We start from the raw sequence: 23,301 nt of genomic DNA, 5'->3' as shown, positions 1-23,301 counted from the left end.
CAGCGTCCTTGGGACCGCTCAGACGGCGCCGCCGCCGCGACGGCGGCTACGCAGCAGATCCAGGCGTTCGGTGAGCAGAACCTCCAGCTCATCCTCGGAACGACGCTCCAGGAGCATGTCCCAGTGGGTGCGTGGCGGCTTGCCCTTCTTCTCCTCCGGCTCCGCGCCCTCGAGGATGGTGCCTTCCATGCCATTCTTGCACGGCCACTTCGACGGGACCTCCGCGTCGTCGGCGAACGGAATGTCGAAGATCTCGCCGTTGTCGGTGCGGTACTGCACGATTCGGCGGGGTGCGAGGTCGTGGTCGCGGTCGGTCTCGTAGCTCACCGCGCCGAGCCGGCTCCCGCGGAGTACTCGATCAGCCATGTAACTCTGCTCCTCACAAATTAACGGTCAACGTGACCATCTTACGCGTCGCCCGGGTGCGGGGCACCCGGGCGGCGCGTCGGTCGGCATCGTGCTCGCACGGTAGCCTGACGAACGTGCCAGAATCGTCGACTCGCCCGGAGCACAACGCCTGCGCCTGGTGCGGCCGCGACATCGTGGAGTCCGAACGAGGCCGCCGTCGGAAATACTGCAAGCGGTCGTGCCGGCAACGCGCCTATGAACAGAGAACGCTCACCGAGGGTACGGCTATTCCCGCCGACGCCCTGATTCTGTCGCCGGAGGAACTGACGTCCCTCGGCGACCGGCTGTTCGCACTGCGCTGCGCGGTGGAGGACCTCGATACGGCGCTGGCCGAGGGCGCCGACCGGGCGGAATTGATCGAGTTGTCGCGGGACCTGGTGGTTCAGGCGAAGGAAGCCGAGCGTCTGCGATGATCGTGCGTGTCTTCGGGCTGTCGGTGGCGATCACCGTCGTGTCCCTCGTGGTGGCCTTCCTCTACGGGGGATGGAACGGGCTGTTCATCTGCACGATCCTGGCGATCCTGGAGATCTCGCTGTCCTTCGACAACGCGGTGATGAACGCGACCGTCTTGGAACGGATGAGCGCGTTCTGGCAGAAGATCTTCCTGACCATCGGTGTGCTGATCGCCGTCTTCGGCATGCGCATCCTGTTCCCGCTGGCCATCGTGTGGGCCACGGCCGGTCTGAATCCGGGGCAGGCCCTCGACCTGGCCTTGAACCCGCCGGATCCGGAGACCCCGGCCAATCCGAGCTACGAGACCATCATGCTGGAGGCCCATCCGCAGATCGCGGCGTTGGGCGGCATGTTCCTGCTGCTGATCTTCCTGGACTACGCCTTCGACGCCGACCGCGAGTTCTGGGGACGCTTCGTGGAGCGGCGGCTGGCCGCCCTGGGGCGCATCAAGTATGCGGCGGTGATCATCGCCCTCGCGATCCTGCTCGTGGCCTCGATGGTGGTCGACGACGATCAACGCGCCACGGTCCTGACCGCCGGCCTCATCGGCATGATCGGCTACCTGACGATCTCCGGGCTGACGTCGCTGTTCGACACGACCGAAGTGGGACACGAGGTCGCCGAAGCGACCGAGCAGGCGGCAGCCGGCCAGGGTGGGCGCTCGAAGCCGGTGGTGGTGGTCGGCAAGGCCGCGTTCATGCTGTTCCTCTACCTGGAGATGCTCGACGCCTCGTTCTCGTTCGACGGCGTGGTCGGCGCTTTTGCGATCACCTCCGACCCGATCCTGATCGCTCTCGGCCTGGGCTTCATCGGTGCGATGTTCGTGCGCTCGATGACGGTCTATCTGGTCCGGGCCGGCACCCTGGCGCAGTATCGCTACCTGGAGAACGGCGCACACTGGGCGATCGGCGCGCTGGCGGCGATCCTGCTGGTCAGTCTCGCCGTCGAGGTCAGCGAAGTGGTGTCGGGCCTGGTGGGAATCGGGTTCATCGGGGCGGCGCTGATCTCCAGTGTGCGGGCCAATCGCGCCGAGCGTCGCGCCGAGCAGGCACTAGACTCGGCGAGGTGAACCCCACCCCGCACGGCGACGACGAGCTCGGGCCCGAGCCGTCGCCGCTGCAGCGCGCCGGGGGACTGCTGGCCTGGACCGACGCGAGCGCACCCTTGGTGCGGGCGGCACAGTTCGCGCGGCGCCTGGCACCGCCGGAGCGGGCCGTCGGGGGCGCCTCGACCACCCTGGACCGGTTGGCGCGGGCGATCGAGGACGTCAACGCCGAACGGCCGAGCGCGGTGCGCGAACTGGGCTTGGCGTCGGTACAGGTGTGGCAGGCGATGAGCCGACGCCACCGTCCGGACTCCACCGCGCCGATCGCGGTGACCATCCTGTTCACCGACCTCGTCGACTTCTCGCGCTGGGCCCTGCGGGTGGGCGACGATCAGGTGCTCGAACTGCTCAGTGACGTGAACGTGGTGTCCGAGCGGGTCATCACCGATCGGGGCGGGCACGTGGTCAAGACCCTCGGGGACGGCATGATGGCCGTGTTCGCGGACGGTCGGCACGCCATCGAGGCCGCCCACGAGGTCACCAGCGCGGTCAGCGCCATCGTGCTCGACGACTATCGCCCGGCGCTGCGCGCGGGCGTGCACACCGGTGCACCGCGCGCGGTGGGCGACGACTACCTGGGCGTGGACGTCAACATCGCGGCCCGCGTCTGCGCGGCGGCCGGCCCCGGGGAGGTCTTCGCCAGCGCGCCCACGCTGGAACTGGCGGGCACCGACGGCTACTCGATTCGCCGCCGCCGGTTCCGCGCCAAGGGGGTCCCGAAGGAACTGAAGGTCTATCGGGTGGTGCCCCGCTACGACGACGGCGGGTTCGCGGGTCAATGACGTCGAGCTTCGACGACCAGGAACTCGAGGCCTACTACGCGCTGATCGAGGGGCGCACCGCCGCGCGCGAACGGCCGCGGCGCCGTCGGCCCAAGGCCGTCACCTACACCGCGCCCGCCTGCCCGACACCGGAGAAGATCGCCTACCCGACCCTGGCCGCGGTCACCGGGGCGATCCTGGCGATCTCGGCCTCCTCGCGTGCGTCTCCGTCGCTGCGCAGCTACGAATGCTCGTGCGGGGCGTGGCACCTGACGCGCTCGTATCGCTGCTGACGCGGCCCGAAACGACGATGACCCCCGACCGGTTGCGGTCGGGGGTCATCGGTGTCTGAGGTCAGTCAGCCGCGGCGCTGGCTGCCGCCGAGTACGGCAACGGGCGTGTGGGCGACTTGCAGGTTCAACCGTTGAGCCGAGCTCAGATTCCATCGTGCGTTCAGGCGGCGCATCTGGCCGCGAACTCGTGACGTGAGATCGGGACTGGTGCGATGTGGCATGTTGTCCTCCTCCTTTGATCGGTTACCGTCCACTCATTTGTAACCAACCGTACAGCTGAAGTCAAGCTGCGTTGCCCGCGTGTTTACTTTGTGTTCACCTTTGCGGAGCGGGTTGACCTGCGAGAACGGTGCTATTCGACCAATTTCGCCAGTTGCTGGATCTCCTGGACGGAGCCGGGTGTCACCAGCATGGTGGTCACGCCGGCCTCCTCCCAGACCTTGATCTGTTCGCGCACGTGCGCCTCGTCGCCGACGATCGCGGAGTCGTCGACCACGGCGTCCGGGATGATCTGTGCGGCCTCGTCCTTGCGACCGGCGCGGAACAGCGCCGTCACCTCGTCGACCACCTCGGCGTAGCCCATCCGGCGGTACACCTCGGCGTGGAAGTTGGTGTCCTCGCTGCCCATGCCGCCCATGTACAGGGCCAGGAACGGCTTGATCGCCGCGTAGGCGGCCGCCGGGTCGTCGGTGAGCACGATCTGGGCGGTGGCGCAGATCTCGAAGGTCTCGCGGGTGTGTCGGGCGCCGGGCCGGGCGAAGCCCTCGTCGAGCCAGGAGTTGTAGGTGTCGGCCATCCGCGGCGTGTAGAACAGCGGCAGCCAACCGTCGGCGATCTCGGCCGCGAGCGCGATGTTCTTGGGACCCTCGGCGCCGAGGAACACCGGCAGATCTGCGCGCAGCGGGTGCACGATCGGCTTGAGCGGCTTGCCCAGGCCGGTGGCCTTCTCGCCGGCATAGGGCAGCGGGTAGTGCGGGCCGTCACTGGTCACCGGGGCCTGGCGCGCCCACACCTGGCGCATGATGTCGATGTATTCGCGGGTCCGCGCCAACGGCTTGGCGAACGACTGGCCGTACCAGCCCTCCACCACCTGCGGACCGGACACGCCCAGGCCCACGATGTGCCGACCGCCGGACAGGTGGTCCAGGGTCAGGGCCGCCATGGCGCAGGCGGTGGGCGTGCGTGCGGACATTTGAATCACCGACGTGCCCAACCGCAGGCGCTCGGTGCGGCTGCCCCACCACGCCAGCGGCACGTAGGCGTCCGAGCCCCAGGCCTCCGCGGTGAAGACCGTGTCGAAGCCGAAAGTCTCTGCGGCATCGACCAATTCGGCGTGATTGTGTGGAGGCTGCGCGCCCCAGTATCCAAGTTGCAGACCGAGTTTCATGAACTCAATGTACAAGCGGACACGCCAGATCGGGCCCGGCTCCCAGGAGTGGGAAACCGGGCCCGATCGGCGGTGTCAGTGCGGGGTCAGCGACGCAGCTCGAAGCGGTCGTTGTCCATCACCTGCGCCCAGGCGGCGGCGAAGTCGTCGACGAACTTGCGCGCCGAGTCGTCCTGGCCGTACACCTCGGCGAGCGCCCGCAACTGCGAGTTGGAGGCGAAGACCAGGTCCGCCCGGCTCGCGGTCCACTTCTGCTCGCCGGAGTCGCGGTCGGTGCCGACGTAGGTGCCGTCGGCCGCCGGGGTCCACTTGGTGTCCATGTCCAGGATGTTGACGAAGAAGTCCTGGGACAGGGTGTCGGCGCGGTCGGTGAGCACGCCGAGGGCGGTGCCGCCGTGGTTGGCGCCGAGGACACGCAGACCGCCGACGAGGGCCGTCATCTGCGGAGCGGTCAGGCCCAGCAGCTGAGCCCGGTCCACCAGCAGGTACTCCGCAGGCACCTGGGCGTCGTCGGCCAGGTAGTTGCGGAATCCGTCCCAGCGGGGCTCCATGGCCTCGAACGACGGCACATCCGTCTGCTCCTGGGTGGCGTCGGTCCGTCCGGGGGTGAACGGCACCGTGATCTCGTGGCCGGCGTTGGCCGCGGCCTGCTCGATGGCCACGCCGCCGGCGAGGACCACGATGTCGGCGAACGAGACGTGCTTGTCGCCGCGGCGCAGATGGCCGACGACGCCCTCGGTGGAGGCGTTGTACTCGTCGGCGATGCCGGCCAGCACCTCGAGGGTGTGGGCCAACTCGTCCGGCTCGTTGACCGCCCAGCTACGCTGCGGCTCCAGGCGGATGCGGCCGCCGTTGGCGCCGCCGCGCTTGTCGCTGTTGCGGTAGGACGCCGCCGAGGCCCAGGCGGCCTTGACCAGCTGCGACAGGCTCAGGCCGGAGGCCAGGATCTTCTTCTTGAGGCCCTTGATGTCACCCTCGTCGATCAGGCTGTGGTCCACCGGCGGCACCGGGTCCTGCCAGATGAGGGTCTCCGTGGGCACCAGGGAGCCGCGGTAGCGGGCCACCGGTCCCATGTCGCGGTGGGTCAGCTTGAACCATGCGCGGGCGTAGGCGTCTTCGAAGTCCTTCGGGTTCTCCAGGAAGTGCCGCGAGATCTTCTCGTAGATCGGGTCGAAGCGCAGGGCCAGGTCCGTGGTGAGCATCATCGGCTGATGCCGGATCTCGGGGTTGCCCGCGTCCGGCACGCTGGTGGCGCCGGCGTTGTCCTTCGGGTGCCACTGCTGGGCGCCGGCCGGGCTCTTGCCCAGCTCCCACTCGTACCCGAACAGGGTCCAGAAGAAGTTGTTGTCCCAGGTGGTGGGGGTGCTGTTCCACGCACCCTCCAGCCCGGAGCTGACAGCGTCGGTGCCGACGCCGGTGCGGGTGGGGTTCTGCCAGCCCAGTCCCACCTGCTCCAGCGGAGCGGCCTCGGGCTCGGGTCCCAGCACATCGGCGGGGCCGTTGCCGTGGGTCTTGCCGAAGGTGTGACCGCCCGCGATCAGCGCCACGGTCTCCTCGTCGTTCATCGCCATCCGGGCGAACGTCTCCCGGATGTCGACGGCTGCCTTGAGCGGATCGGGATCGCCGTTGGGGCCCTCGGGGTTGACGTAGATCAGACCCATCTGGACCGCAGCCAGCGGATTGTCGAGATCCCGCTCGCCGGTGTACCGGTTGTCGCCGAGCCAGGTGGTCTCCGGGCCCCAGTACACCTCCTCGGGCTCCCACTTCTCGGTGCGGCCTCCGGCGAAGCCGAAGACGTTCATGCCCATCTCCTCCATGGCGTAGGTGCCGGCGAAGATGATGAGGTCGCCCCAGGAGAGCTTGGCGCCGTACTTGCGCTTGAGCGGCCAGAGCAGGCGACGCGCCTTGTCCAGACCGGCATTGTCCGGCCAGCTGTTCAGCGGCGCGAAACGTTGCATGCCGTGCCCGCCGCCGCCGCGTCCGTCGCTGATGCGGTAGGTGCCGGCGGCATGCCAGGCCATCCGGATGAAGAACGGTCCGTAGTTGCCGTAGTCGGCGGGCCACCACGACTTGGACTCGTGCATCACGGTCTTCAGGTCGGCCTTGAGCTCGTCGAGGTCGATGGTCTCGAAGGCGCGGCCGTAGTCGAAGTCGCTGGGGTACGGGTCGCCCTCGGCGGGGTTCTCCGAAAGCAGCTTGAGGTTGAGCTGGTTGGGCCACCAGTCTCGGTTGCCGCCGCCCTCGGCGGGCTGCTTGAGGTCGTTGTGCATCGGGCAGCCCGTTGCGGTGCTGTCGTCGACTTCTTTCAGTGGCTGTTCGTCGGACACTTGTCGTTCCTTTCGGTGGGCCGAGGTCTTCGGTCGCTGGTGGGGTACTGCTCGGAAAATCAGGGGGGTCGGAAACTCAGGGGGGCGGAAACTCAGGGGTGGTCGGCGTTTGCCCGCGCCGCGCAGGCGGGGCAGCGGCCCCAGTACACGACTTCGGCTTCGTCGATCTGGAAGCCGTGGGTGTCGACGGCTTCCAGGCAGGGCGCCTCGCCCACCGCGCAATCCACGTCGCGCACGTCGCCGCAGTCGCGGCACACCACGTGGTGGTGGTTGTCGCCGATCCGGGTCTCGTAGCGGGCGGCATGGCCGGACGGCTGGATCCGGCGGATCAGTCCCGCGTCGGTGAGGGCGCGGAGGACGTCGTAGACCGCTTGGCGGGAGACGTCGCCCAGTTCGTCGCGGACAGAGGCGATGACGGTGTCGGTGACGGCGTGCGGCTGGGCGTCGACCGCGGACAGGACCGCGAGTCGGGGCCGAGTCAGCCGCAGCCCGGCCCCGCGAATCGCTGCGGTGAGCGCCTCGGTGGTGGTGGGTGTCGGTGACATGACTCCATCATGCCTTACTTTTCTGGACTAAGTCCAGAAATCATCGGATTGGGGTAGGAAGTCCCGGGTGGGCCCCGCCCAGCAGGAACCGGCGGGGCACGTCGACGAGCATGGTCGTCAGGGTCTGCTCGGTGATGCCGCGGGCACGTAGTTCGGGGAGCACCCGGTCGCTGATCTGACGGTAATTCCAGTTCGGCGCGACCTCGGCCATCTTGGCCGGATCGAACCAGTCGCTGTAACAGAAGGCGCTGTGGGACAGGATCAGCTGCTCGGCGTACCCCTCCTCCAGCAAGGCGAGCAGCGTCGCCATCCGAGTCTCGTGGGGGAGGAGGACATCGACGCCGAAACGGTCCAGGCCCAGCAGCGACCCGCCCGCGGCGAGGTGGCGCAGGTAGTCCAGGTCGCCGGTGTCCCCGGAATGGGCCAGCAGTACGCGCCGCAGGTCGACGCCTTCTTCGCCGAGGATCCGCTGGGCGATGAGGCCGGATCGGGTGTGTGGATTGGTGTGCACGATGATCGGCGCCTCGGTGGCGATGCTGGCCTGTCCGACGGCCCGCATGATGCGCTCCACGCCCGGGGTGAGGCCCTCGGCCTCGATGACGCACACCAGGGCGGCGGCCTTGACTCCGGTGCGTCCGATGCCGTCGGTCAGGTCGCGGACGAAGGCTTCCACCAGGGGTTCGGGGGCATCGAAACCGAGTCCGGGGCCGGTGTAGTGGAACTGCAGTGGCAGGTCGTTGTAGGTGAACAGGCCGGTGCAGGCCAGGATGTTCAGTTCGGTCTGCTCGGCGACGCGTTGCACCCGTTCGATGTGGCGTCCCAAACCGGGCACCGACACGTCCAGCAGGGTGTCGAAGCCGAGTGCCTTGACCTCCGACAGGCGTTGGGCGGCCTGCGCAACCTGGGCGTCCTCGTCCCAGTCGGGTAGAAAGTTGAGGCGGTAGTCCTCGTTGAGAACGAAGACGTGTTCGTGGGCGAGAACTGTGCCAAGAGCGGCCGCATCGATGGGCCCGGTCACAGTATTGATCGTCTGCATCGCACCCTTTGCTGGTTTCCGGTCAGGAAAACGCCCCCACTCCCGTGGAGTGCAACATTAGGGTGCACACGGCCCCGGCGGGCTCGAATGGCGACCTGCGGTCGATCACTACCGGAGTTTCGGCCGCCCGGTGTCGTACAGTTTTCCCATGCTGCGCACCGGTCAGAGTTTCGCGGGACTACGTATCGTCGGCACATTGGGGGTGGGCGAAGCGGGGGAGAGCTACCTGGTGAAGGCGCCCGGTGCCACGCAGGAGGACATCCTGCTGCTGCTCCCGGAATCGCGCGGTGCCGACCCGGCCTATCGCCAGGAGTTCTTCGCCGTCGCCGCGAAGGCAGCGGCGCTCGACCATCCGGCCGTCGTCGCGGTCCGCGGATACGGCGAGGAACAGGGACGGCTGTGGATCGCGCGGGAGTACCTGCCCGCGCCGAATGCCGAGACCTTGGTGCGCCAGTCCGGGCCGTTCAGTCCCACCGAGACCACCGCCGCCGTCGCCGCGGTGGCCGGCGCGCTCGATCAGGCGCGGCGCCAGGGCCTGACGCGGGCCGAGGTGGCGCCCTCGGAGTTGATCGTGGTCGAAGAATCGGGCGGTCGACGCTATCGGCTGAGCGGATTCGGCGTGCCGACGCCGCAGGACCCCGACGAGCGCGCCGACCAGGCGGCGTTGGGCGACCTGGCGACCTTCCTGCTGACCGGTGGCGCGTCCATCGGCCAGCGCGTCACGACCATGCGGCCCGAACTGCCCGAAGAGGTCGACGCGGTGATCGGCCGAGTGCGCCGACCGGCCGCCGAGCGATACGGTTCGGCGGGCGAATTCGCCGCCGCACTGGCCACGGCACTGCTCGGTGACGGGGGCACAGCCATCGTCGACGCGGTCAACGAACCGACCACCGTTGTCCCCGGGACGCCCGTCGAGCCGCCCGCCGCGCCCACCACGGTGGTGCCGACCGGACCGTCGGCCCCCACGCAGCAGTCGATCGGGAGCCAGGGGATCGGGGCTCAGCAGTGGGGACAGCAACCGCCGCAGGCGCCCGGCCCGATCTATCCGCCTGCCGGTGCCCCCGCCTATGGCGGACAGTACGGAGCGCCGGGCTATCCGGCCGCGGGCGGACAGCCGCCGGCCTACGGCGGGCTGGGATCTCCGGGTGGACGGGGCGGACCGGGCGGACCCGACTATCCGGCGGGCTATGCGGCGCCGCCGCCGGCCGACGACGGCACGCGTAACCGGAAGATCGCGATGCTCGTGGGCGTCGGGCTGCTCGCGATGATTCTGGTGGTGGGACTGGTCCTGGCACTGACGCTCACAGGGGGTGACGACGACGAGAAGAAGGTCGCGCAGAGCTCCACGAGCTCGACGTCGGCCCCGTCGTCGCCGCGCAGCAGTACCCCGAGCGGTCCGGCTGTGGTCTCCGGTGTTCCGACAAAATGCGTGGCCGGGGCGCCGACCATGCGCAGTACCTCGCCGAATCTCGACGCGGGCCCGATCCGCATTCCGGCCGAGGATCTGCCGCGCGGGTGGAACCCGGACCAGGGCGGACAGATGCCGTTCCTGGTGACCTCCGACGGAATCGTGGTCTCACGTCCGGCCGGGGAGAACTGGCAGGCGCAGTTGCTGGTGGGCACCCTGCCCGCCAGCTTCACCGGTGACCTGAATGCGATCGCCCGCAAGTTCGTCGAGTGTCTGCCCAGCATGCCCGGCTACACCAATACCAACGCCAAGGCCGCGGTGATCGATGACCAGCGCGAGGATCATCCGGAGGGCAGCGACATGCGGGTGCTGATCCTCAAGGGCAAGGTGCCGGTCTCCCGTGGCGCCATCACCTCCGACGACTTCACCCTCCTCGTCGCCGACACCACTCCGCGCAGCATCGCCCTCGGGTATGCGGCCAACAACGACCCGTTGAGTCGCGGCGAGGTGGACAAGGCGGTCTCCGAGGCCATGGTGAAGACCGGCAACTAGGGCGCGGTGAGCCGGGCCGATCGCACTCAGAACGGCGGCTCGTCGCAGGCGTCGTCGACAGGCTCGGTGGCGGCGGGCTCGGGTATCCGCTGAGGTCGCTCGGCGAGACGACGCTCGCGGTTGGCCTTGCGCTCGGCACGCCGCCGGGCGTGCTTAGCCGCGGTGCGGGTGCGGGCGCGTTGCGGGCCGTCTTCGACGGATCCGCTGGCGGTTCCGGTCGCGTGCTGGCCGGCGAGTTGGTGGCTGCAGCGCAGGTCGGCCAGGCGCGGGATCAGCCACTGATTCGGGGCGAGCACCTCTACGGTCTGTCCCATCGGCGTGGTCACGCTCGAGTGATAGCGCCCCGCCTCGTCGATCCACAGGTCGTCGACGAAGCCCTCCAGATTTGTTTTCACCAAATGGTGATAGCGGCACTTGGGAAGCAGGTTGCAAACGCAGGTGGGCCCGCCGAGGTCGGGTCGGACGTTGTCGTACTCGGCCACGTGGTCGAGATCGCACGAGAAGGCTGCTCGCTCGCAGCCGGGGATGGAGCAGGTGCCCCACAGGAAGCGGGCGATCAGGTCGGTGAGCAGATTCGGGCGGTACGGATCGCTCGGCAACGAGGTCTTGGCGATGACGGCGGCCGGTTGTCCGTCGTTTCCGGGCTCGGGCCGTGGGTCATCGCCCCGGCGCTCGTCCGGGGTCTCGGAGCGGGGCGCTCGTCGATGCAGCGCAGCCTCCTCGGGACGCGCCTGCGCGCCGTAGGCACTCGCGGGGTTGGGTTCCAGCAGGTCGTCGAGGCGATGCTGGTGAATCACGGCATCACCGCGGGCAGCGATCTCGCGGACGTGCTCGGCAGAGATCGGACCGTCGCCGTCGAGGTAGCCGCACTTGTCTCCGCCCTCCAGGGTGGTCGCGTCGCACAGCACGTGAACGACGATCCGCGCGGCCCGCGCATCGAGCTCCACGTCGCTGATCTGCGCGGTGCAACCGTCGCTGTCGCATTCGCAGGTGAACGGTTTGCGCTGCAGCAGCGCGATCGCCGCGTCAGAGCGGGCTTGGGTTTTGGTGCGGGGGTCTGCGGGGCAGCGACCGGCGATCACCGCGTCGAGCATCTGCCGTGCGAGGCGGACGTCCTCGGCGGTCGCGGTGAGGAACAGTTGCGCCATGCCCGCTTCGAGGGTCTGGTGGCCGAGGCTGCGGCCGTCTTTGGCGCCGTCGCGTTCGCGGTGCACGGCATCGGGGTCGTTCTCGGCGACGTGGCGGCGGGCCATTGCGCCGGTCTTGGTGACTGAGATGCAGGTGTATCCGTGTTGGGTGCCCAGGATTTCCGCGGCGATCAGGGCGTCGATCTTGGCCATGATGGCTTCGTCGAGGACGATGCGGGTTTCGTGGGCGATGCGGTGGAAGCGGTCGCGGTCGATCAGGCCCAGGCGCATGGTCGCGTATACGCGCGGCAGCCGATCTCGCGCGTCGAACGCGTCCAGGAGCAGGACGCGTGCGGCGTACTCGGTGCTTTCCAGGCTCATCTGCAGCTCGAGCGTGGTCTGGGCTTCCAGATCCAGGATCGACTTCTGGGTCGCCGCCACATTGTTGGTGGAGGCTCGGACGCGGGAGTGCATGGACAGCGCGAACTGAAAGAGCTGCCAGTCCAGGAAGCAGTGCCCGTTCTTGGTCGCAGCGATCGCGTCGACGACGCGTGAGGTGGGCAGATTCGCCAGGTCGGTGCCGGGAGTGGGAAGGCCGCAACCGGTTAGGTCGGCGTCGGGCCACGTGGATGCGGTTCGCTGTGCCATGGCTACTCACCTCCCCAAGCGAGTCGGCACACCTTTAACTCGTTCTGGTGTTCTAAGAACAGAATAGACCCGACCTCCGACAAGAACGGGCCCTGAGTAGCCGCTCGCTATCCGGTTGTCGCCGCCGCCGGCGCCCGTTCCCGGGTGAGCACCGTGTGCACCACGGTCACCGTGCTCACCACGATCCCGGAGTAGACGAAGAGCCAGCCGATCACCGAGAACACGACGCCCAAGGTGTGGAAGCGGCGTTCGGCGGTGGCCAGGATCTCGCCGAAACCGAGCGAGGTGGCCAGGAAGAACAGGGCCACCGCCAGGCCCGTGGCGACACCGGTGATCAACACCGCGCGCCGATCGACCCGACCGGCGGTGAGCAGCCGGGTGATGGCGCTCCAGACGAGCGTCCACAGTACGAAGCTCAGTACGGTCTCGATCACGCGAACCGGCCCGAACGGCCAGCTGCGCACCGCGAAGACTTCGATGGTGATGCCGGCGACGAGGGTGCCGATGATCAACGGCCACCGCCACCAGCCCGCGAGGCCGAGCTTCCGGAAGCTCCACACCTCGGCGTACATGCGGTCGAGCGCCCGGGTGAACGACGTGGCCCCGATCAGGACCATGAGCACGCCCAGGATGCCGAAGGTGGCGCTGCTCGCGTCGTCAACGAGCGGCGCGGAGGTCTCCAGTTCGAGCCACTGCGAGCCGATCCGCTTCATCGCGCGGTCGACCGGACCGTCCTCCGAGATGGACGTGATCAGGATCAGTACCGGCAGCAGGGAGGTGAAGGCCTGGCCGGCCAGGGTCATCGCACGGTCGGAGACGCCGACTCGGCCCAGCGCGAGCAGAATTTGAACGGCGAGTCGGATCACGTGCCTAAGGTATCCCGGTCCCATGCGGAACAATGGCACGCATGCACGTAGAGACGATCCCGGCCGACAGTCACGACGTCATCGCGGTGCGCGGCGCACGCGTGAACAACCTGAAGAACGTCGACGTGGATCTGCCGAAACGTCGACTCACGGTCTTCACCGGACTCTCCGGTTCGGGGAAGAGTTCGTTGGTCTTCGGGACGGTCGCCGCGGAGAGTCAGCGCCTGATCAACGAGACCTACAGCTCCTTCGTGCAGGGTTTCATGCCGACCCTCGCGCGCCCCGACGTGGACGTTCTCGACGGCATCACCACGGCGATCCTGGTGGACCAGGAACGCATCGGCGGGAACCCGCGGTCGACGGTGGGCACGATCACCGACGCGCACGCGATGCTGCGCATCCTGTTCAGTCGCCTGGCGAGCCCGCACATCGGCGGCCCCAACGCCTACTCGTTCAACGTGCCGTCGGTGACCGGCAGCGGCGCCCTCAAAGTGGGCAACAAGAAGGCCGAGAAGACCACCTTCACCCGGACCGGTGGCATGTGCCCGCGCTGCGAGGGCATGGGGACGGTGGCCGACATGGATCGGACCGCTCTCTACGACGACACCAAGTCGTTGAACGAGGGTGCCCTGACCATTCCCGGCTACAGTGCCGACGGCTGGTACGGCCGGATCTTCGCCGGTGCGGGCTTCTTCGACCCGGACAAGCCGATCAAGGACTTCACCGCCGGCGAGCTCGACGACCTGCTGCACAAGGAGCCCACCAAGATCAAGGTCGACGGCATCAACCTGACCTACGAGGGCCTCATCCCGCGGATTCAGAAGTCGATGCTCAGCAAGGACATCGACGCGGTGCAGCCGCACATCCGTGCGTTCATCGAACGCGCCGTCACCCAGAGCGCGTGCCCGGAGTGCGGCGGCACCCGCTTGGCCGAACCGGCACGCACCTCGACCATCGATGGCGTGAGCATCGCCGACGTGGCGGCCATGCCGATCACCGATCTGGCCGAGTGGATCCGCGGCGTGGCCGACCCGGGCGTGGCGCCACTGGTGGAGACCCTGAGCGCCACGCTGGACTCCTTCGTGGAGATCGGCCTGGGTTACCTGGCTCTGGAGCGGCCCACGGGAACTCTGTCGGGCGGAGAAGGCCAGCGCGTCAAGATGATTCGGCATCTCGGGTCGTCGCTGACAGACGTGACCTATGTGTTCGACGAGCCCACGGTGGGGCTGCACCCGCACGACATCTCGCGCATGAACGACCTGCTGTTGCGGCTCCGTGACAAGGGGAACACCGTCCTGGTGGTGGAGCACAAGCCCGAGGTGATCGCCATCGCCGACCACGTGGTGGATCTGGGCCCGGGAGCGGGCTCGGGCGGCGGTGAGGTCTGCTACGAGGGCGACGTCGCCGGGCTCGAACGCGCCGACACCGTGACCGGGCGACATCTGCACGACCGCGCCGCGCTCAAGCCACAGGTGCGCACGCCGTCGGGTGTGCTGGAGGTGCGTGGCGCGGCCACCAACAACCTGCACGACGTCGACGTCGACATCCCGCTCGGCGTGCTGGTCGCGGTGACCGGTGTGGCCGGGTCGGGTAAGAGCTCCCTGATCCACGGGTCGGTGTCCGGCGGCGACGGGGTGGTCGCCATCGACCAGACCGCCATCCGCGGTTCGCGCCGCAGCAACCCGGCCACCTACACCGGCCTGCTCGATCCCATCCGGAAGGCCTTCGCCAAGGCCAACGGGGTGAAGCCGGCGCTGTTCAGCGCCAATTCCGAAGGCGCCTGCCCGGTGTGCAAGGGCGCCGGGGTGATCTACACCGACCTGGTGACGATGGCGGGCGTGGCCGCACCCTGCGATGAATGCGACGGGCAGCGGTTCCGGCCGGATGTGCTGGAGTACCGCCTCGCCGGCGGCGACCCCGGCGAGGGGACCGCGGCCTCGTTGAACATCGCCGAGGTGCTGGCGCTGCCGGTGGCGCAGGCGCGTGAGTTCTTCTCCACCGGCGAGGCACGCACCCCGGCCGCGGCCAAGATCCTGGACCGGCTGGCCGATGTGGGCCTGGGCTATCTCACGCTGGGACAGCCGTTGACGACGCTGTCCGGTGGCGAGCGGCAGCGGCTCAAGCTGGCCACCGCGATGGCCGACAAGGCCGATGTGTACGTGTTGGACGAGCCGACGACGGGTCTGCATCTGGCCGACGTCGATCAGTTGCTCGCCATGCTCGACCGGCTCGTCGACGCCGGTAAGTCGGTGATCGTCATCGAGCACCACCAAGCGGTGATGGCGCACGCGGACTGGCTGATCGATCTCGGGCCGGGTGCCGGCGTGGACGGCGGAAAGGTGGTCTTCACCGGTACCCCCGCGGACCTGGTGGCGCAGCCGTCCACCGTGACCGGCGAGCACCTGGCCGCGTACGTGGGTTAGACGGGGAGCGGATCCGGCGTCGGGGTCTTGGGCTCGGACTTGTGGCCGCGGGCCTCGTTGACGAAGTGGCCGAAGACGATGAGGCTCAGGATGGCGGCCAGCGTGCACCAGATCGACGAGTAGTCGGCGGCCTTGATGATCGCGGCGATACTCATCGCGATCAGATTGCCCACACCGAGCGCGATGACCCAGCGGAACGAACTCATCATCGGGGAGAAGCACGTCGCGAACACGTACGGCACCGCCAGCAGCGCGGCGCTGAACGGCACCCCGAGGAGGTAGTCGAGGTTGCTGTCGATCACCTTGACCTCGATCCCCGGCTGCACGGCCAGGTAGGCCATGTAGACGGCCAGCACGCCGCCCACCACCAGCGGTGCCACCAACCAGCGCCGTCGCCGGGGGTCCGGTTCCATCAACCGCACCGACCACGGGATGAAGATGGGCAGGATCGCCCAGGCGAACATCACCCACATGTGCACCCCGGGACCGGACAGGGCCGCATCGTCGGAGCCGTTCAGCTCGAGCCAGGTCCACCCCTCCAACGCCTGATGGATGGCGAACAGGAGTGGGAGGGCGGCGAACGGAAGCTGGCGCTTGTCACGCACCAAGGCCAACGTCGCCACGCCGGCCGCTCCGATGACACCGGCACCGACAAAGCTGGCAGTCGCACTGAAGCACATGAATCCATCCTGACACGACCCCTCGCGGGGGTCTCGCCGGGCTACTCGGTGGCCGCGCCGAGCACCGCCGGACCGATTTTCACCGTCAGCCCGGCGCCGCTGAGGGTGCCGGTGGCCTCGAAGGTGCGCTCGTATCCGGTCGCCGAGATACGCCAACCCTCGGCGGTGCGGCGGTAGGTGTCGGAGTAGAAGGCGGCGCCGATGATCAGCACGTCGTACTCGGGCAGCATCACGCGGTCCTGCAGGTACCAGGTTCCGGTGGCCACGTCGCCGTCGACCTCGATCATCGGGTGGTCCACCCGATGCTCGGTGGCCATGGTCGGAGGCATGGCGCCGCTCAGGTAGTCGATCAGCGCGGTGCGGCCGGTGAAGGTGAGCGCCTTGCCGCCGACCTTGGAGCCGTAGGCGGCCTGGACGTCGTCGGTCACCGTGTCGGCGAACGCCACCCAGTCGCGGGTGTCCACGGCGCGCAGATAGCGGTACTTGAGTTGCTCGATCTCGCGGCGATCGTCGGCGATGGTCATGGGACGGCTCCTTGTCAGTGCAGGTCGGGGATCGGCAGCGAGAAGTTGGGCGAGGTGAGGCCGCCGTCCACCTCCACGATGGTGCCGGTGACATAGGCGGCGGCCGGGCTGGCCAGATACACCGCAGCGGCGGCGATGTCCTCGGGCCGTCCGAGGCGCCGCAGCGGGGTGGCGGCCTCGATCGGTTCGCGCAGCGCGTCGTTGGCGGCGACGATGTCCAGCGCCGAGGTGTGGATCGCGCCCGGTGCGATGCCGTTGACGCGGATCTTGGGGCTCAGGTCCTGGGCGGCGAGCTCGGTGTAGTGGGTGAGCGCGGCCTTGACAGTGCCGTAAGTCAGGTAGCCGCGATCGGCGAGGCGACCGATCGACGAGGTGATGTTGATGATCGACGCGCCGTCGCTGTGCAGCAGGTGTGGGACCGCCGCCAGCAGGAGGCCGTGCGCGGTGCCGACGTTGAAGGAGAACGAACCGACCAGTTCCCGAACGCTGGTGTCCAAGAACGGCTTCGGCATGGCGCCGCCGACGTTGTTCACCACGATGTCGAGGCGGCCGAACTCGTCGATCGCGGCCTGCACCAGGGCGGCGGGATCGTCGGAGGCGAGGTTCAACGGGACCGCGAGGGCACGACGCCCGGCGGCTTCGACGGCGGCGCGCACGGTCGCCAGGTCGTCGGCGGTGCGCGCGGAGATCACCACGTCGGCTCCGGCCTGAGCCAGACCCTCGGCGATGGCGGCGCCCAGGCCGCGGCCGGCACCCGTCACGATGGCGACTCGGTCGTCGAGCCGGAACGAATCAGTCAGCATTCGCTGACCCTAACCCGGCCCCGACCGGAGGTGTGATCCGGACCTCCGCGGCGCCTCCGGTGAGGCGTCCTACACTCGTGGAGTTGTGTCCACTCTTCGGCGCACGTGCGCTGGCGCGGTGTGATCGTCTTCGCCGGGTTGGCCGGCGGGGACAGCCGGCGGCTGCTCGCGGCGACTCCGCTGCTGTTGGTTCTGCAGATGCTCACCCTCCCGCTCTATCTGTGGATGTTCCTGGGCGCGGAGCTGGCGGCAGTGGTGGATCCGTGGCCCTTCCTCGAGGCCTTCGGCACGCTGATCGTGGTCCCGTTGCTCCTCGCCTGGGCGGTGCAGACGTGGGCGGCGCGCGGAGCGGTCGGCCGTGGTGCTGCTGCAGACCCTGGTGGAGTTGCTCGCGATGGTCACGCTGGTGCGGGCGTTGCCGCGATGGGTGCGGTAGCGGTGGCTCAGGCGACGTGTTCGGCGACGGTGGTGGTGGCGCCGAGGGTGGCCGGGGTCGCGGTCATCGTCCGCATCAAGGCCCGCGCCGAGCGGTCGCCGCGTTCGGCGGTCCACTCCCGGCCGCCGGGCAGCAACGCGATACCCGAGCGCAGCAGATTGCCCGGCAGCGCGAGGACCGGATACCAGGGCGGCGTGCGCGTGGGCAGGCCCAGGGTGGCCATCGCCTTCGGCCCCAGGAATGCGGTGCTCACCGAGAGGTGCTGGGAGCGGGCCAGGTGTCTGCGCAGCGGGGTGAGGGTGCCGTACTGCCACTGCAGGGGATCGTCGGCCATCGGCCGGGCGAGGCGTCGACTCGTTTCGTCCGGGGTGGCGAGTGCCGCCGAGGTGTGCATCAGCAGGGCGACGGCGCTCCGGAAGTCGGTGGGCAGCAGATCCTCCTGCACGCCGATCAGCCAGCCCACATAGCGGGTCAGCGCGGCGATGGCCTGGTACTCGCTGGGCCGATTCACGATGCCCATGCCGAGGCCGCCGAGGTTCGGTGCCACGAGCGCGCCGACCAGGGTGGCGGCCATGTCCGTCTGATTGATGGGCAGTCCCCACTCCCGTTCGTCCCAGTCCGGGAGTGCGGCCACGTGGCGCCGCACCAACGAGTGGATGAACCGGACACGGATCGTCGATCGATAGCCCGGCCCGTGTCGGTCCAGCCCGCCCGGGGCGATCACGTCCATCGCCCACTGCGAGGTCTCGGCGAACCGGGCGTTGGAGCCCTTCTCCAAGGCTCCGGTCCGCAGCAGGGTCTGGTTGAAGCCGGCGAACTGATAGCCGCCGAGCAGGGCCACATCGCGGGCGATGGTGAGCCCGTCGGCGCCGGCGGCGCGCATGGTGGCCGCGGCCTTCGCGAGCTGCTCGGCGTCGACCCAGTCGGGCACGGTCTCCAGGGTCTCGAACAGGGTTCGCAGCGGCGCCGGCGGCGCGTCCACGGCGTCGATGCCGTGGGCCAGCGCCCGCTCGAAGAGTGGGCGGATCGACGACGACTCCTGCGTGCTCATCCAGGCGACGAAGTCGTCCATCAGGGGATCGCCGACCATCAGGAGCCGACCCAACCGGGTGAAGCGTTCCGCATCGGGTCCGCGGACCCCGAGGAGGCCGCCGATCGCGGCGACGCCGGCGGGAACCGGGCGCGGGGAACTCGGGTGGCGGCGGGGAATGGGCTGCGACATGTGCGAATGCTCCTGCGGATACCGGTCTGGAAACGCCTGTTATCTGAATCTAGCGTGACCGGCGGCCGTCAGTGAAGGGGATCGACCGGAAGTGTCAGTTCCGGCGCACCCGCACCCGCGCCCGGGAGGCGCACGCACACCCGCGAGTACTCGATTCCCACATCGGACTGCCACTGCACCGCCGTGGACCGGGCTCCGCCGTCGGGAACGGGGTCGTCGGACGCGGTCAGATTCAGATACAGCAGTTGTTCGTCGAACCCCTCGCGATCGGGGGCGATGTTCACGCTCACGGGCGTGCCGTCGAAATGCAGGGTGCCGGTCACGGTGAGTCGAAGAACCCCGTCCGGGCCGGGGAGTCGGATCAATCGTGCTTGCCAATCGTCGCCGAACCTCATCGGGTCTCCCTTCCTCTCCCTCAGGGTAGTTCCGCGCCTTGGGTAGATTCCGTTGTTCGCGAAGCCCGGGTGCTGCGCCACTCGCGCGGCGTGCAACCGAAGCGGCGCCGGAACCAGCGGGCGAAGTTGGAGGGGCTGGAGAAGCCGAGCATGGCGCCGACGTCGGTGAACGAGTGGCGTTGGCCGGCCACCAGATGGTCGGCCAGCGCCGCCCGGGTGTCGTCGACGACCGCGGAGAACGTGGTGCCCTCGGCGGTGAGACGACGGTGCACGGTGCGGCGGTCCACACCGAGGCTGGAGGCCACCTGGTCCACCGAGCAGCGCCCCGTCGGCAGCAGCATCTCCACGAGCTGCCGCGTCCGCACCGTCGCCGGCGGCGCGGTGCCCGCGTCCAGGTCGTCGAGGATCCGGCGGCTGTACTCGCGCAGTTGCGGGTCGGAATGGCTCACGGGGCGATCCAGATCGGCCTCGACGAGGGTGAGGCCGTTGAAGTCGCGGTGGTGTCGTCCTCGGGCGGGGGATGGGCGAAGCAGACCGACAGCGGGCGCCAGCTATGGCCGGCCAACTCTCGGATCAGCGAGTACAGGACGCCCACGGCGAGGTCGGTGGACTGGCGCTCGGCGACGGGATGGCCGACGTCGAGCTCGACGCGGACGGTGGCGATGCCGTCGTTCACCGTCACCAGGGTGCGCAGCGACTCGTTGTACATCCGGTCGTGGCGGGCCAGCAGTGCCAGGGCGCTGCGGATATCGGCTTCCTCGCGCCGACCAGCGCGCGCAGCTGCACCAGCGGTACCCCGTTGCCGAGCATCCGGTGGTCCGCACGCATCCGGAGGCCGGCGAGAAGGTGCTGTTCGTCAACTCCTTCGCCTGCTCGACGTGGATTGGCCGCAGCCGCATCCGCGGCCCGCCGAGTTGGCGGCCGCGGGTTGGCTGCCGATCTCCCGTCGCCGGTTGCCGTTCCCGTCGGTGCTGGCGGCCAGCCGCACCGATCCGCTGGCCCGCTACCGCACCTCCGCCGGTCTGGCGGAGGTGTGGGGGAGCAGACTCGTCGATCTCGGTGACGCCGGCCATTCGAATCCGGCGGCGGGCTTCGGCCCGTGGGACCTGGCCGACGACCTTGTCGTCGAGATGACCGCCGACATCCTGTCGGGAGCGGTGACCGGGAGTGCGCGTGGCNGGGGGTCCGCGGGCATATTGCCCGCGACCCCTCGCTTTTCAGCACTCTTCGACGCTGCCGGCGTCGTCAGCCGGCGCGCACCGCGGCCTCGACGCGGGCACCCAGGTCCGCGTCGACGTTCTTCCAGTACTCGAACGCGCGGGCGAGCACCGGCTCGCTCACCCCGGCCAGCAGGTGGCCGGCGATGTTGGAGACCAGGCGCTCGCGTTCGTCGTCGTTGAGGACGTCGCGCACCAGGGTTCCGGCCTGGCCCCAGTCGTCGTCCTCGGCGCGCAGCGTGTAGGCCGCACGGACCATGGCGCCGTCGGTCTCCCACTGCGGTTCCGGCTGTCCGGCATAGGTCGCGGCCGGGCCGCCCTTGGAGTTGGGCGCGTACACGGGGTCGCTCGTCAGGTCGATGCGCATCGCACCGTCCTTGGAGTAGCTGTGCACCGGGTTGCGCGGACGGTTCACCGGGAGCTGCTGGTAGTTGGCGCCGATCCGGGCGCGATGCGCGTCCGGGTAGGAGAAGACGCGGCCGAGCAGCATCTTGTCCGGGCTGAAGCCGATGCCCGGGACCACGTTGCTCGGCGCGAACGCCGCCTGCTCGATCTGCGCATGGTGATCGGTCGGGTTGGTGTGCAGGGTCATCGTGCCCACCTCGACCAGCGGATAGTCCGCGTGCGGCCACACCTTGGTCAGATCGAACGGGTTGAAGCGGTAGGTCTTCGCGTCGTCGAAGGGCATCAGCTGCACGTGCAGCGTCCAACTCGGATGATCGCCGCCGGCGATCGACTCGAACAGGTCCCGGGTGTAGTGGTCCGGGTCGGTCATGGTGAACCGGTCGGCTTCTTCGCCGGTGAGGTTCTGCACGCCCTGATCGGTCTTGAAGTGGTACTTGACCCAGTGTTTGACGCCCTCGGCGTTGACCCACAGGTAGGTGTGCGAGCTGTAGCCGTTCATGTGACGCCACGTGGACGGGGTGCCGCGATCGCCCATCAGCCAGGTGACCTGGTGGGCGCTCTCCGGCGTCAGCGTCCAGAAGTCCCACTGCATGTCGTGGTCGCGCAGATTGTTGTCGGCCCGGCGCTTCTGCGAACGGATGAAGTGCTGGAACTTGAGCGGATCGCGGAGGAAGAAGACCGGCGTGTTGTTGCCGACCATGTCGTACACGCCTTCCTCGGTGTAGAACTTGAGCGCGAAACCGCGGGGGTCGCGCCAGGTGTCGGGGCTGCCGCGCTCACCGGCGACGGAGGAGAAGCGGGCCATCATCTCGGTCTTCACGCCGGGCTGGAACAGGCTCGCGCAGGTGTAGGCGGAGACGTCGTGGGTGGTCTCGAAGGTGCCGAAGGCGCCGCTGCCCTTGGCGTGCGGCTGGCGTTCGGGGATACGTTCACGGTTGAACTGCGCCATCTGCTCGATCAGATAGTGATCGTGCAGCACGATGGGGCCGTCGGGGCCGACGGTGAGCGAATTCTCATCGCTGCCCGCCGGTGCGCCGGAATCGGTGGTGGTAATAGGACGATCGTTCATGGAAATCGCCTCCCAGGCTCGACTCGATAACGAGTGAAAAGGGGCCAGAGCCGAAAATGGCCCGCGGCGACTATCCTACGTGAAACCGATTGAATGTGTGGGTCACTAGCAATTCGGGACGCTTATCGGTGTGAGGATAGGCGTACATGGAAATGATTCACTTGCCTCATTTCTCAGAAAGTCAGGCGCACTTTGGTGGCGGTGCGCTGATCCATCGCCCGGTACCCCTCGGCGGCCTCGTCGAGCGGGAGCGCCAGGTCGAAGACGATGCCCGGATCGATCTCGTCTTGCATGATCGATTCGACCAGCTGGGGCAGGAAGCGGCGCACCGGCGCCGGGCCGCCGTGCAGGTGCACGGTGGCCCCGAAGAGCTTCGCACCGTCGAGGTGGACGTCGTGCGAGACGCCGACGAAGCCGATGTGCCCGCCGGGGCGGGTGGAGTCGATCGCCTGCTGCATGGCTTCGTCGGTGCCCACGGCCTCGATGACCGAATGGGCGCCGTAGCCTCCGGTCATCTCCTTGACCCGGGCGACGCCCTCGGCGCCGCGTTCGGCCACCACGTCGGTGGCGCCGAAGCGACGCGCCAGCTCCTGCCGGTCCGCGTGCCGGGACATGGCGATGATGCGTTCGGCGCCCAGCTCGCGGGCGGCCAGCACGCCGAGCAGGCCCACCGCGCCGTCGCCGACCACGGCGACGGTCTTGCCGGGTCCGGCCTCGGCGGCGACGGCCGCGAACCAGCCGGTGCCGAGCACATCGGAGGCGGCCAGGAGGCTGGCGTTCTGCGCGGGCGTGCGCTCCGCGGGGATCTTCACGAGGGTGCCGTCGGCCCACGGGATCAACGCTTGCTCGGCCTGCGTGCCGATGCCGCCCATCATCACCTGGTGTCGGCAGCGCGACTGGTAGCCGGCCTGGCAGATCTCGCAGGTGTTGTCGGAGGCGACGAACGAGCCGACCACGTGGTCGCCCACCGCGACGTCGGTCACGGCGTCGCCGACCTGCTCGACGACGCCGAGATACTCGTGCCCCATGCGTGCCGGCGTCGAACCCGTGTTGAAGCCGCGGTAGGGCCAGAGATCCGAACCGCAGATGCAGGTGTCGGTGACGCGGATGATCGCGTCGGTGGGCCGGGTCAGGGTGGGCGGGTCCACGTCGTCGATCCGCACATCGCCGGGTCCGTACATCATCACTGCGCGCATGGAGACAACCCTAGT

At 68.7% G+C, this 23,301-nt stretch carries 22 protein-coding genes and 2 pseudogenes; 8 read left to right on the top strand and 16 right to left on the bottom strand.

Translation table 11 applies throughout. The annotated features are described in order from the left end of the window. Nucleotides 1–18: 18 nt before the first annotated feature. Complete coding sequence (locus ACFFJD_RS11670) at nt 19–366, bottom strand: RNA polymerase-binding protein RbpA (RefSeq protein WP_382364257.1); 348 nt, start codon at nt 364–366, stop codon at nt 19–21. A 116-nt stretch (nt 367–482) separates the two neighbouring features. Here ACFFJD_RS11670 and ACFFJD_RS11665 point away from each other — a divergent pair, with 116 nt between their 5' ends. Genes ACFFJD_RS11665 through ACFFJD_RS11650 form a run of 4 tightly spaced genes read left to right on the top strand, consistent with a single transcriptional unit; the run spans nt 483 to nt 3,020 of the window. Continuing rightward, nucleotides 483–821, top strand: coding sequence for a hypothetical protein (locus ACFFJD_RS11665; RefSeq protein ID WP_382364255.1), 339 nt, complete (start codon nt 483–485; stop codon nt 819–821). After that, entirely contained in the window at nt 818–1,930 is a 1,113-nt protein-coding gene (locus ACFFJD_RS11660; RefSeq protein WP_382364253.1) for a DUF475 domain-containing protein, read from the top strand. The genes ACFFJD_RS11665 and ACFFJD_RS11660 overlap by 4 nt, the downstream gene beginning before the upstream one ends. Further along, nucleotides 1,927–2,748: an adenylate/guanylate cyclase domain-containing protein gene (locus tag ACFFJD_RS11655; protein ID WP_382364251.1), complete on the top strand. Its 822-nt coding sequence runs from the start codon at nt 1,927–1,929 to the stop codon at nt 2,746–2,748. The genes ACFFJD_RS11660 and ACFFJD_RS11655 overlap by 4 nt, the downstream gene beginning before the upstream one ends. Next, a complete protein-coding gene (locus ACFFJD_RS11650) occupies nt 2,745–3,020 on the top strand; it encodes a hypothetical protein (RefSeq protein ID WP_382364249.1) in 276 nt (91 codons plus the stop codon). Before ACFFJD_RS11655 ends, ACFFJD_RS11650 begins: the two co-directional genes overlap by 4 nt. Before the next feature lie 352 nt (nt 3,021–3,372). Here the strand turns inward: ACFFJD_RS11650 and ACFFJD_RS11645 are convergent, their stop codons facing one another. From ACFFJD_RS11645 to ACFFJD_RS11630, 4 genes are all read right to left on the bottom strand, one after another. Continuing rightward, nucleotides 3,373–4,407 (bottom strand): LLM class F420-dependent oxidoreductase, encoded by a 1,035-nt coding sequence (locus tag ACFFJD_RS11645; RefSeq protein ID WP_382364247.1) that lies wholly within the window; start codon nt 4,405–4,407, stop codon nt 3,373–3,375. Nucleotides 4,408–4,493: 86 nt separating this feature from the next. After that, complete coding sequence (katG, locus tag ACFFJD_RS11640; protein WP_382364245.1) at nt 4,494–6,734, bottom strand: catalase/peroxidase HPI; 2,241 nt, start codon at nt 6,732–6,734, stop codon at nt 4,494–4,496. Nucleotides 6,735–6,826: 92 nt separating this feature from the next. Further along, entirely contained in the window at nt 6,827–7,279 is a 453-nt protein-coding gene (locus ACFFJD_RS11635; protein ID WP_382364243.1) for a Fur family transcriptional regulator, read from the bottom strand. A 40-nt stretch (nt 7,280–7,319) separates the two neighbouring features. Continuing rightward, nucleotides 7,320–8,315 (bottom strand): phosphotriesterase family protein, encoded by a 996-nt coding sequence (locus ACFFJD_RS11630; RefSeq protein ID WP_382364241.1) that lies wholly within the window; start codon nt 8,313–8,315, stop codon nt 7,320–7,322. Nucleotides 8,316–8,463: 148 nt separating this feature from the next. On the opposite strand from ACFFJD_RS11630, the gene ACFFJD_RS11625 reads away from it, so the two are divergent. After that, nucleotides 8,464–10,275 (top strand): serine/threonine-protein kinase, encoded by a 1,812-nt coding sequence (locus tag ACFFJD_RS11625; RefSeq protein ID WP_382364239.1) that lies wholly within the window; start codon nt 8,464–8,466, stop codon nt 10,273–10,275. Between the two features lie 26 nt (nt 10,276–10,301). Here the strand turns inward: ACFFJD_RS11625 and ACFFJD_RS11620 are convergent, their stop codons facing one another. After that, complete coding sequence (locus ACFFJD_RS11620; protein ID WP_382364237.1) at nt 10,302–12,050, bottom strand: DUF222 domain-containing protein; 1,749 nt, start codon at nt 12,048–12,050, stop codon at nt 10,302–10,304. 107 nt (nt 12,051–12,157) lie between these two features. Further along, complete coding sequence (locus tag ACFFJD_RS11615) at nt 12,158–12,916, bottom strand: hypothetical protein (protein WP_382364235.1); 759 nt, start codon at nt 12,914–12,916, stop codon at nt 12,158–12,160. A gap of 41 nt (nt 12,917–12,957) precedes the next feature. On the opposite strand from ACFFJD_RS11615, the gene ACFFJD_RS11610 reads away from it, so the two are divergent. Continuing rightward, nucleotides 12,958–15,339 (top strand): ATP-binding cassette domain-containing protein, encoded by a 2,382-nt coding sequence (locus ACFFJD_RS11610; RefSeq protein WP_382364233.1) that lies wholly within the window; start codon nt 12,958–12,960, stop codon nt 15,337–15,339. Here ACFFJD_RS11610 and ACFFJD_RS11605 read toward each other — a convergent pair. The 7 genes from ACFFJD_RS11605 to ACFFJD_RS11575 all read right to left on the bottom strand — a co-directional run bounded on the left by ACFFJD_RS11605 (nt 15,336) and on the right by ACFFJD_RS11575 (nt 20,135). Then, nucleotides 15,336–16,019, bottom strand: a complete 684-nt coding sequence (locus tag ACFFJD_RS11605; RefSeq protein ID WP_382364231.1) for a DUF6629 family protein — start codon at nt 16,017–16,019, stop codon at nt 15,336–15,338. The two genes, ACFFJD_RS11610 and ACFFJD_RS11605, sit on opposite strands and share 4 nt — an antisense overlap. A 41-nt stretch (nt 16,020–16,060) precedes the next feature. After that, nucleotides 16,061–16,543: a nuclear transport factor 2 family protein gene (locus ACFFJD_RS11600; protein ID WP_382364229.1), complete on the bottom strand. Its 483-nt coding sequence runs from the start codon at nt 16,541–16,543 to the stop codon at nt 16,061–16,063. A 14-nt stretch (nt 16,544–16,557) separates the two neighbouring features. Next, complete coding sequence (locus ACFFJD_RS11595; protein WP_382364227.1) at nt 16,558–17,346, bottom strand: SDR family oxidoreductase; 789 nt, start codon at nt 17,344–17,346, stop codon at nt 16,558–16,560. Between the two features lie 443 nt (nt 17,347–17,789). Further along, nucleotides 17,790–19,004 (bottom strand): oxygenase MpaB family protein, encoded by a 1,215-nt coding sequence (locus ACFFJD_RS11590; RefSeq protein WP_382364225.1) that lies wholly within the window; start codon nt 19,002–19,004, stop codon nt 17,790–17,792. A 68-nt stretch (nt 19,005–19,072) separates the two neighbouring features. Beyond that, nucleotides 19,073–19,399: a hypothetical protein gene (locus ACFFJD_RS11585; RefSeq protein WP_382364223.1), complete on the bottom strand. Its 327-nt coding sequence runs from the start codon at nt 19,397–19,399 to the stop codon at nt 19,073–19,075. A gap of 20 nt (nt 19,400–19,419) precedes the next feature. Beyond that, nucleotides 19,420–19,848: a helix-turn-helix transcriptional regulator gene (locus ACFFJD_RS11580; RefSeq protein WP_382364221.1), complete on the bottom strand. Its 429-nt coding sequence runs from the start codon at nt 19,846–19,848 to the stop codon at nt 19,420–19,422. Then, nucleotides 19,845–20,135, bottom strand: coding sequence for an AraC family transcriptional regulator ligand-binding domain-containing protein (locus ACFFJD_RS11575; protein ID WP_465253929.1), 291 nt, complete (start codon nt 20,133–20,135; stop codon nt 19,845–19,847). The genes ACFFJD_RS11580 and ACFFJD_RS11575 overlap by 4 nt, the downstream gene beginning before the upstream one ends. 29 nt (nt 20,136–20,164) lie before the next feature. Between ACFFJD_RS11575 and ACFFJD_RS11570 the strand changes: the two are divergent. Both ACFFJD_RS11570 and ACFFJD_RS11565 read left to right on the top strand, forming a co-directional pair. Further along, nucleotides 20,165–20,269: pseudogene (locus ACFFJD_RS11570) on the top strand (taurine dioxygenase); the annotation flags it as partial. A gap of 8 nt (nt 20,270–20,277) precedes the next feature. Continuing rightward, a pseudogene (locus ACFFJD_RS11565) lies at nt 20,278–20,508 on the top strand (RBBP9/YdeN family alpha/beta hydrolase); the annotation flags it as partial. Between the two features lie 136 nt (nt 20,509–20,644). Here ACFFJD_RS11565 and ACFFJD_RS11560 read toward each other — a convergent pair. Continuing rightward, nucleotides 20,645–22,090, bottom strand: a complete 1,446-nt coding sequence (locus tag ACFFJD_RS11560; protein WP_382364219.1) for a catalase — start codon at nt 22,088–22,090, stop codon at nt 20,645–20,647. Between the two features lie 173 nt (nt 22,091–22,263). Continuing rightward, complete coding sequence (locus ACFFJD_RS11555) at nt 22,264–23,286, bottom strand: zinc-dependent alcohol dehydrogenase family protein (RefSeq protein WP_382364217.1); 1,023 nt, start codon at nt 23,284–23,286, stop codon at nt 22,264–22,266. Nucleotides 23,287–23,301 lie beyond the last annotated feature (15 nt).

This window comes from Gordonia phosphorivorans (assembly GCF_042432625.1).
In the GTDB taxonomy this organism is placed as follows: Bacteria; Actinomycetota; Actinomycetes; order Mycobacteriales; family Mycobacteriaceae; genus Gordonia; species Gordonia phosphorivorans.
The sequence above is the reverse complement of the archived record's forward strand: the minus strand, read 5'-3'. Positions and strand labels throughout refer to the sequence as shown.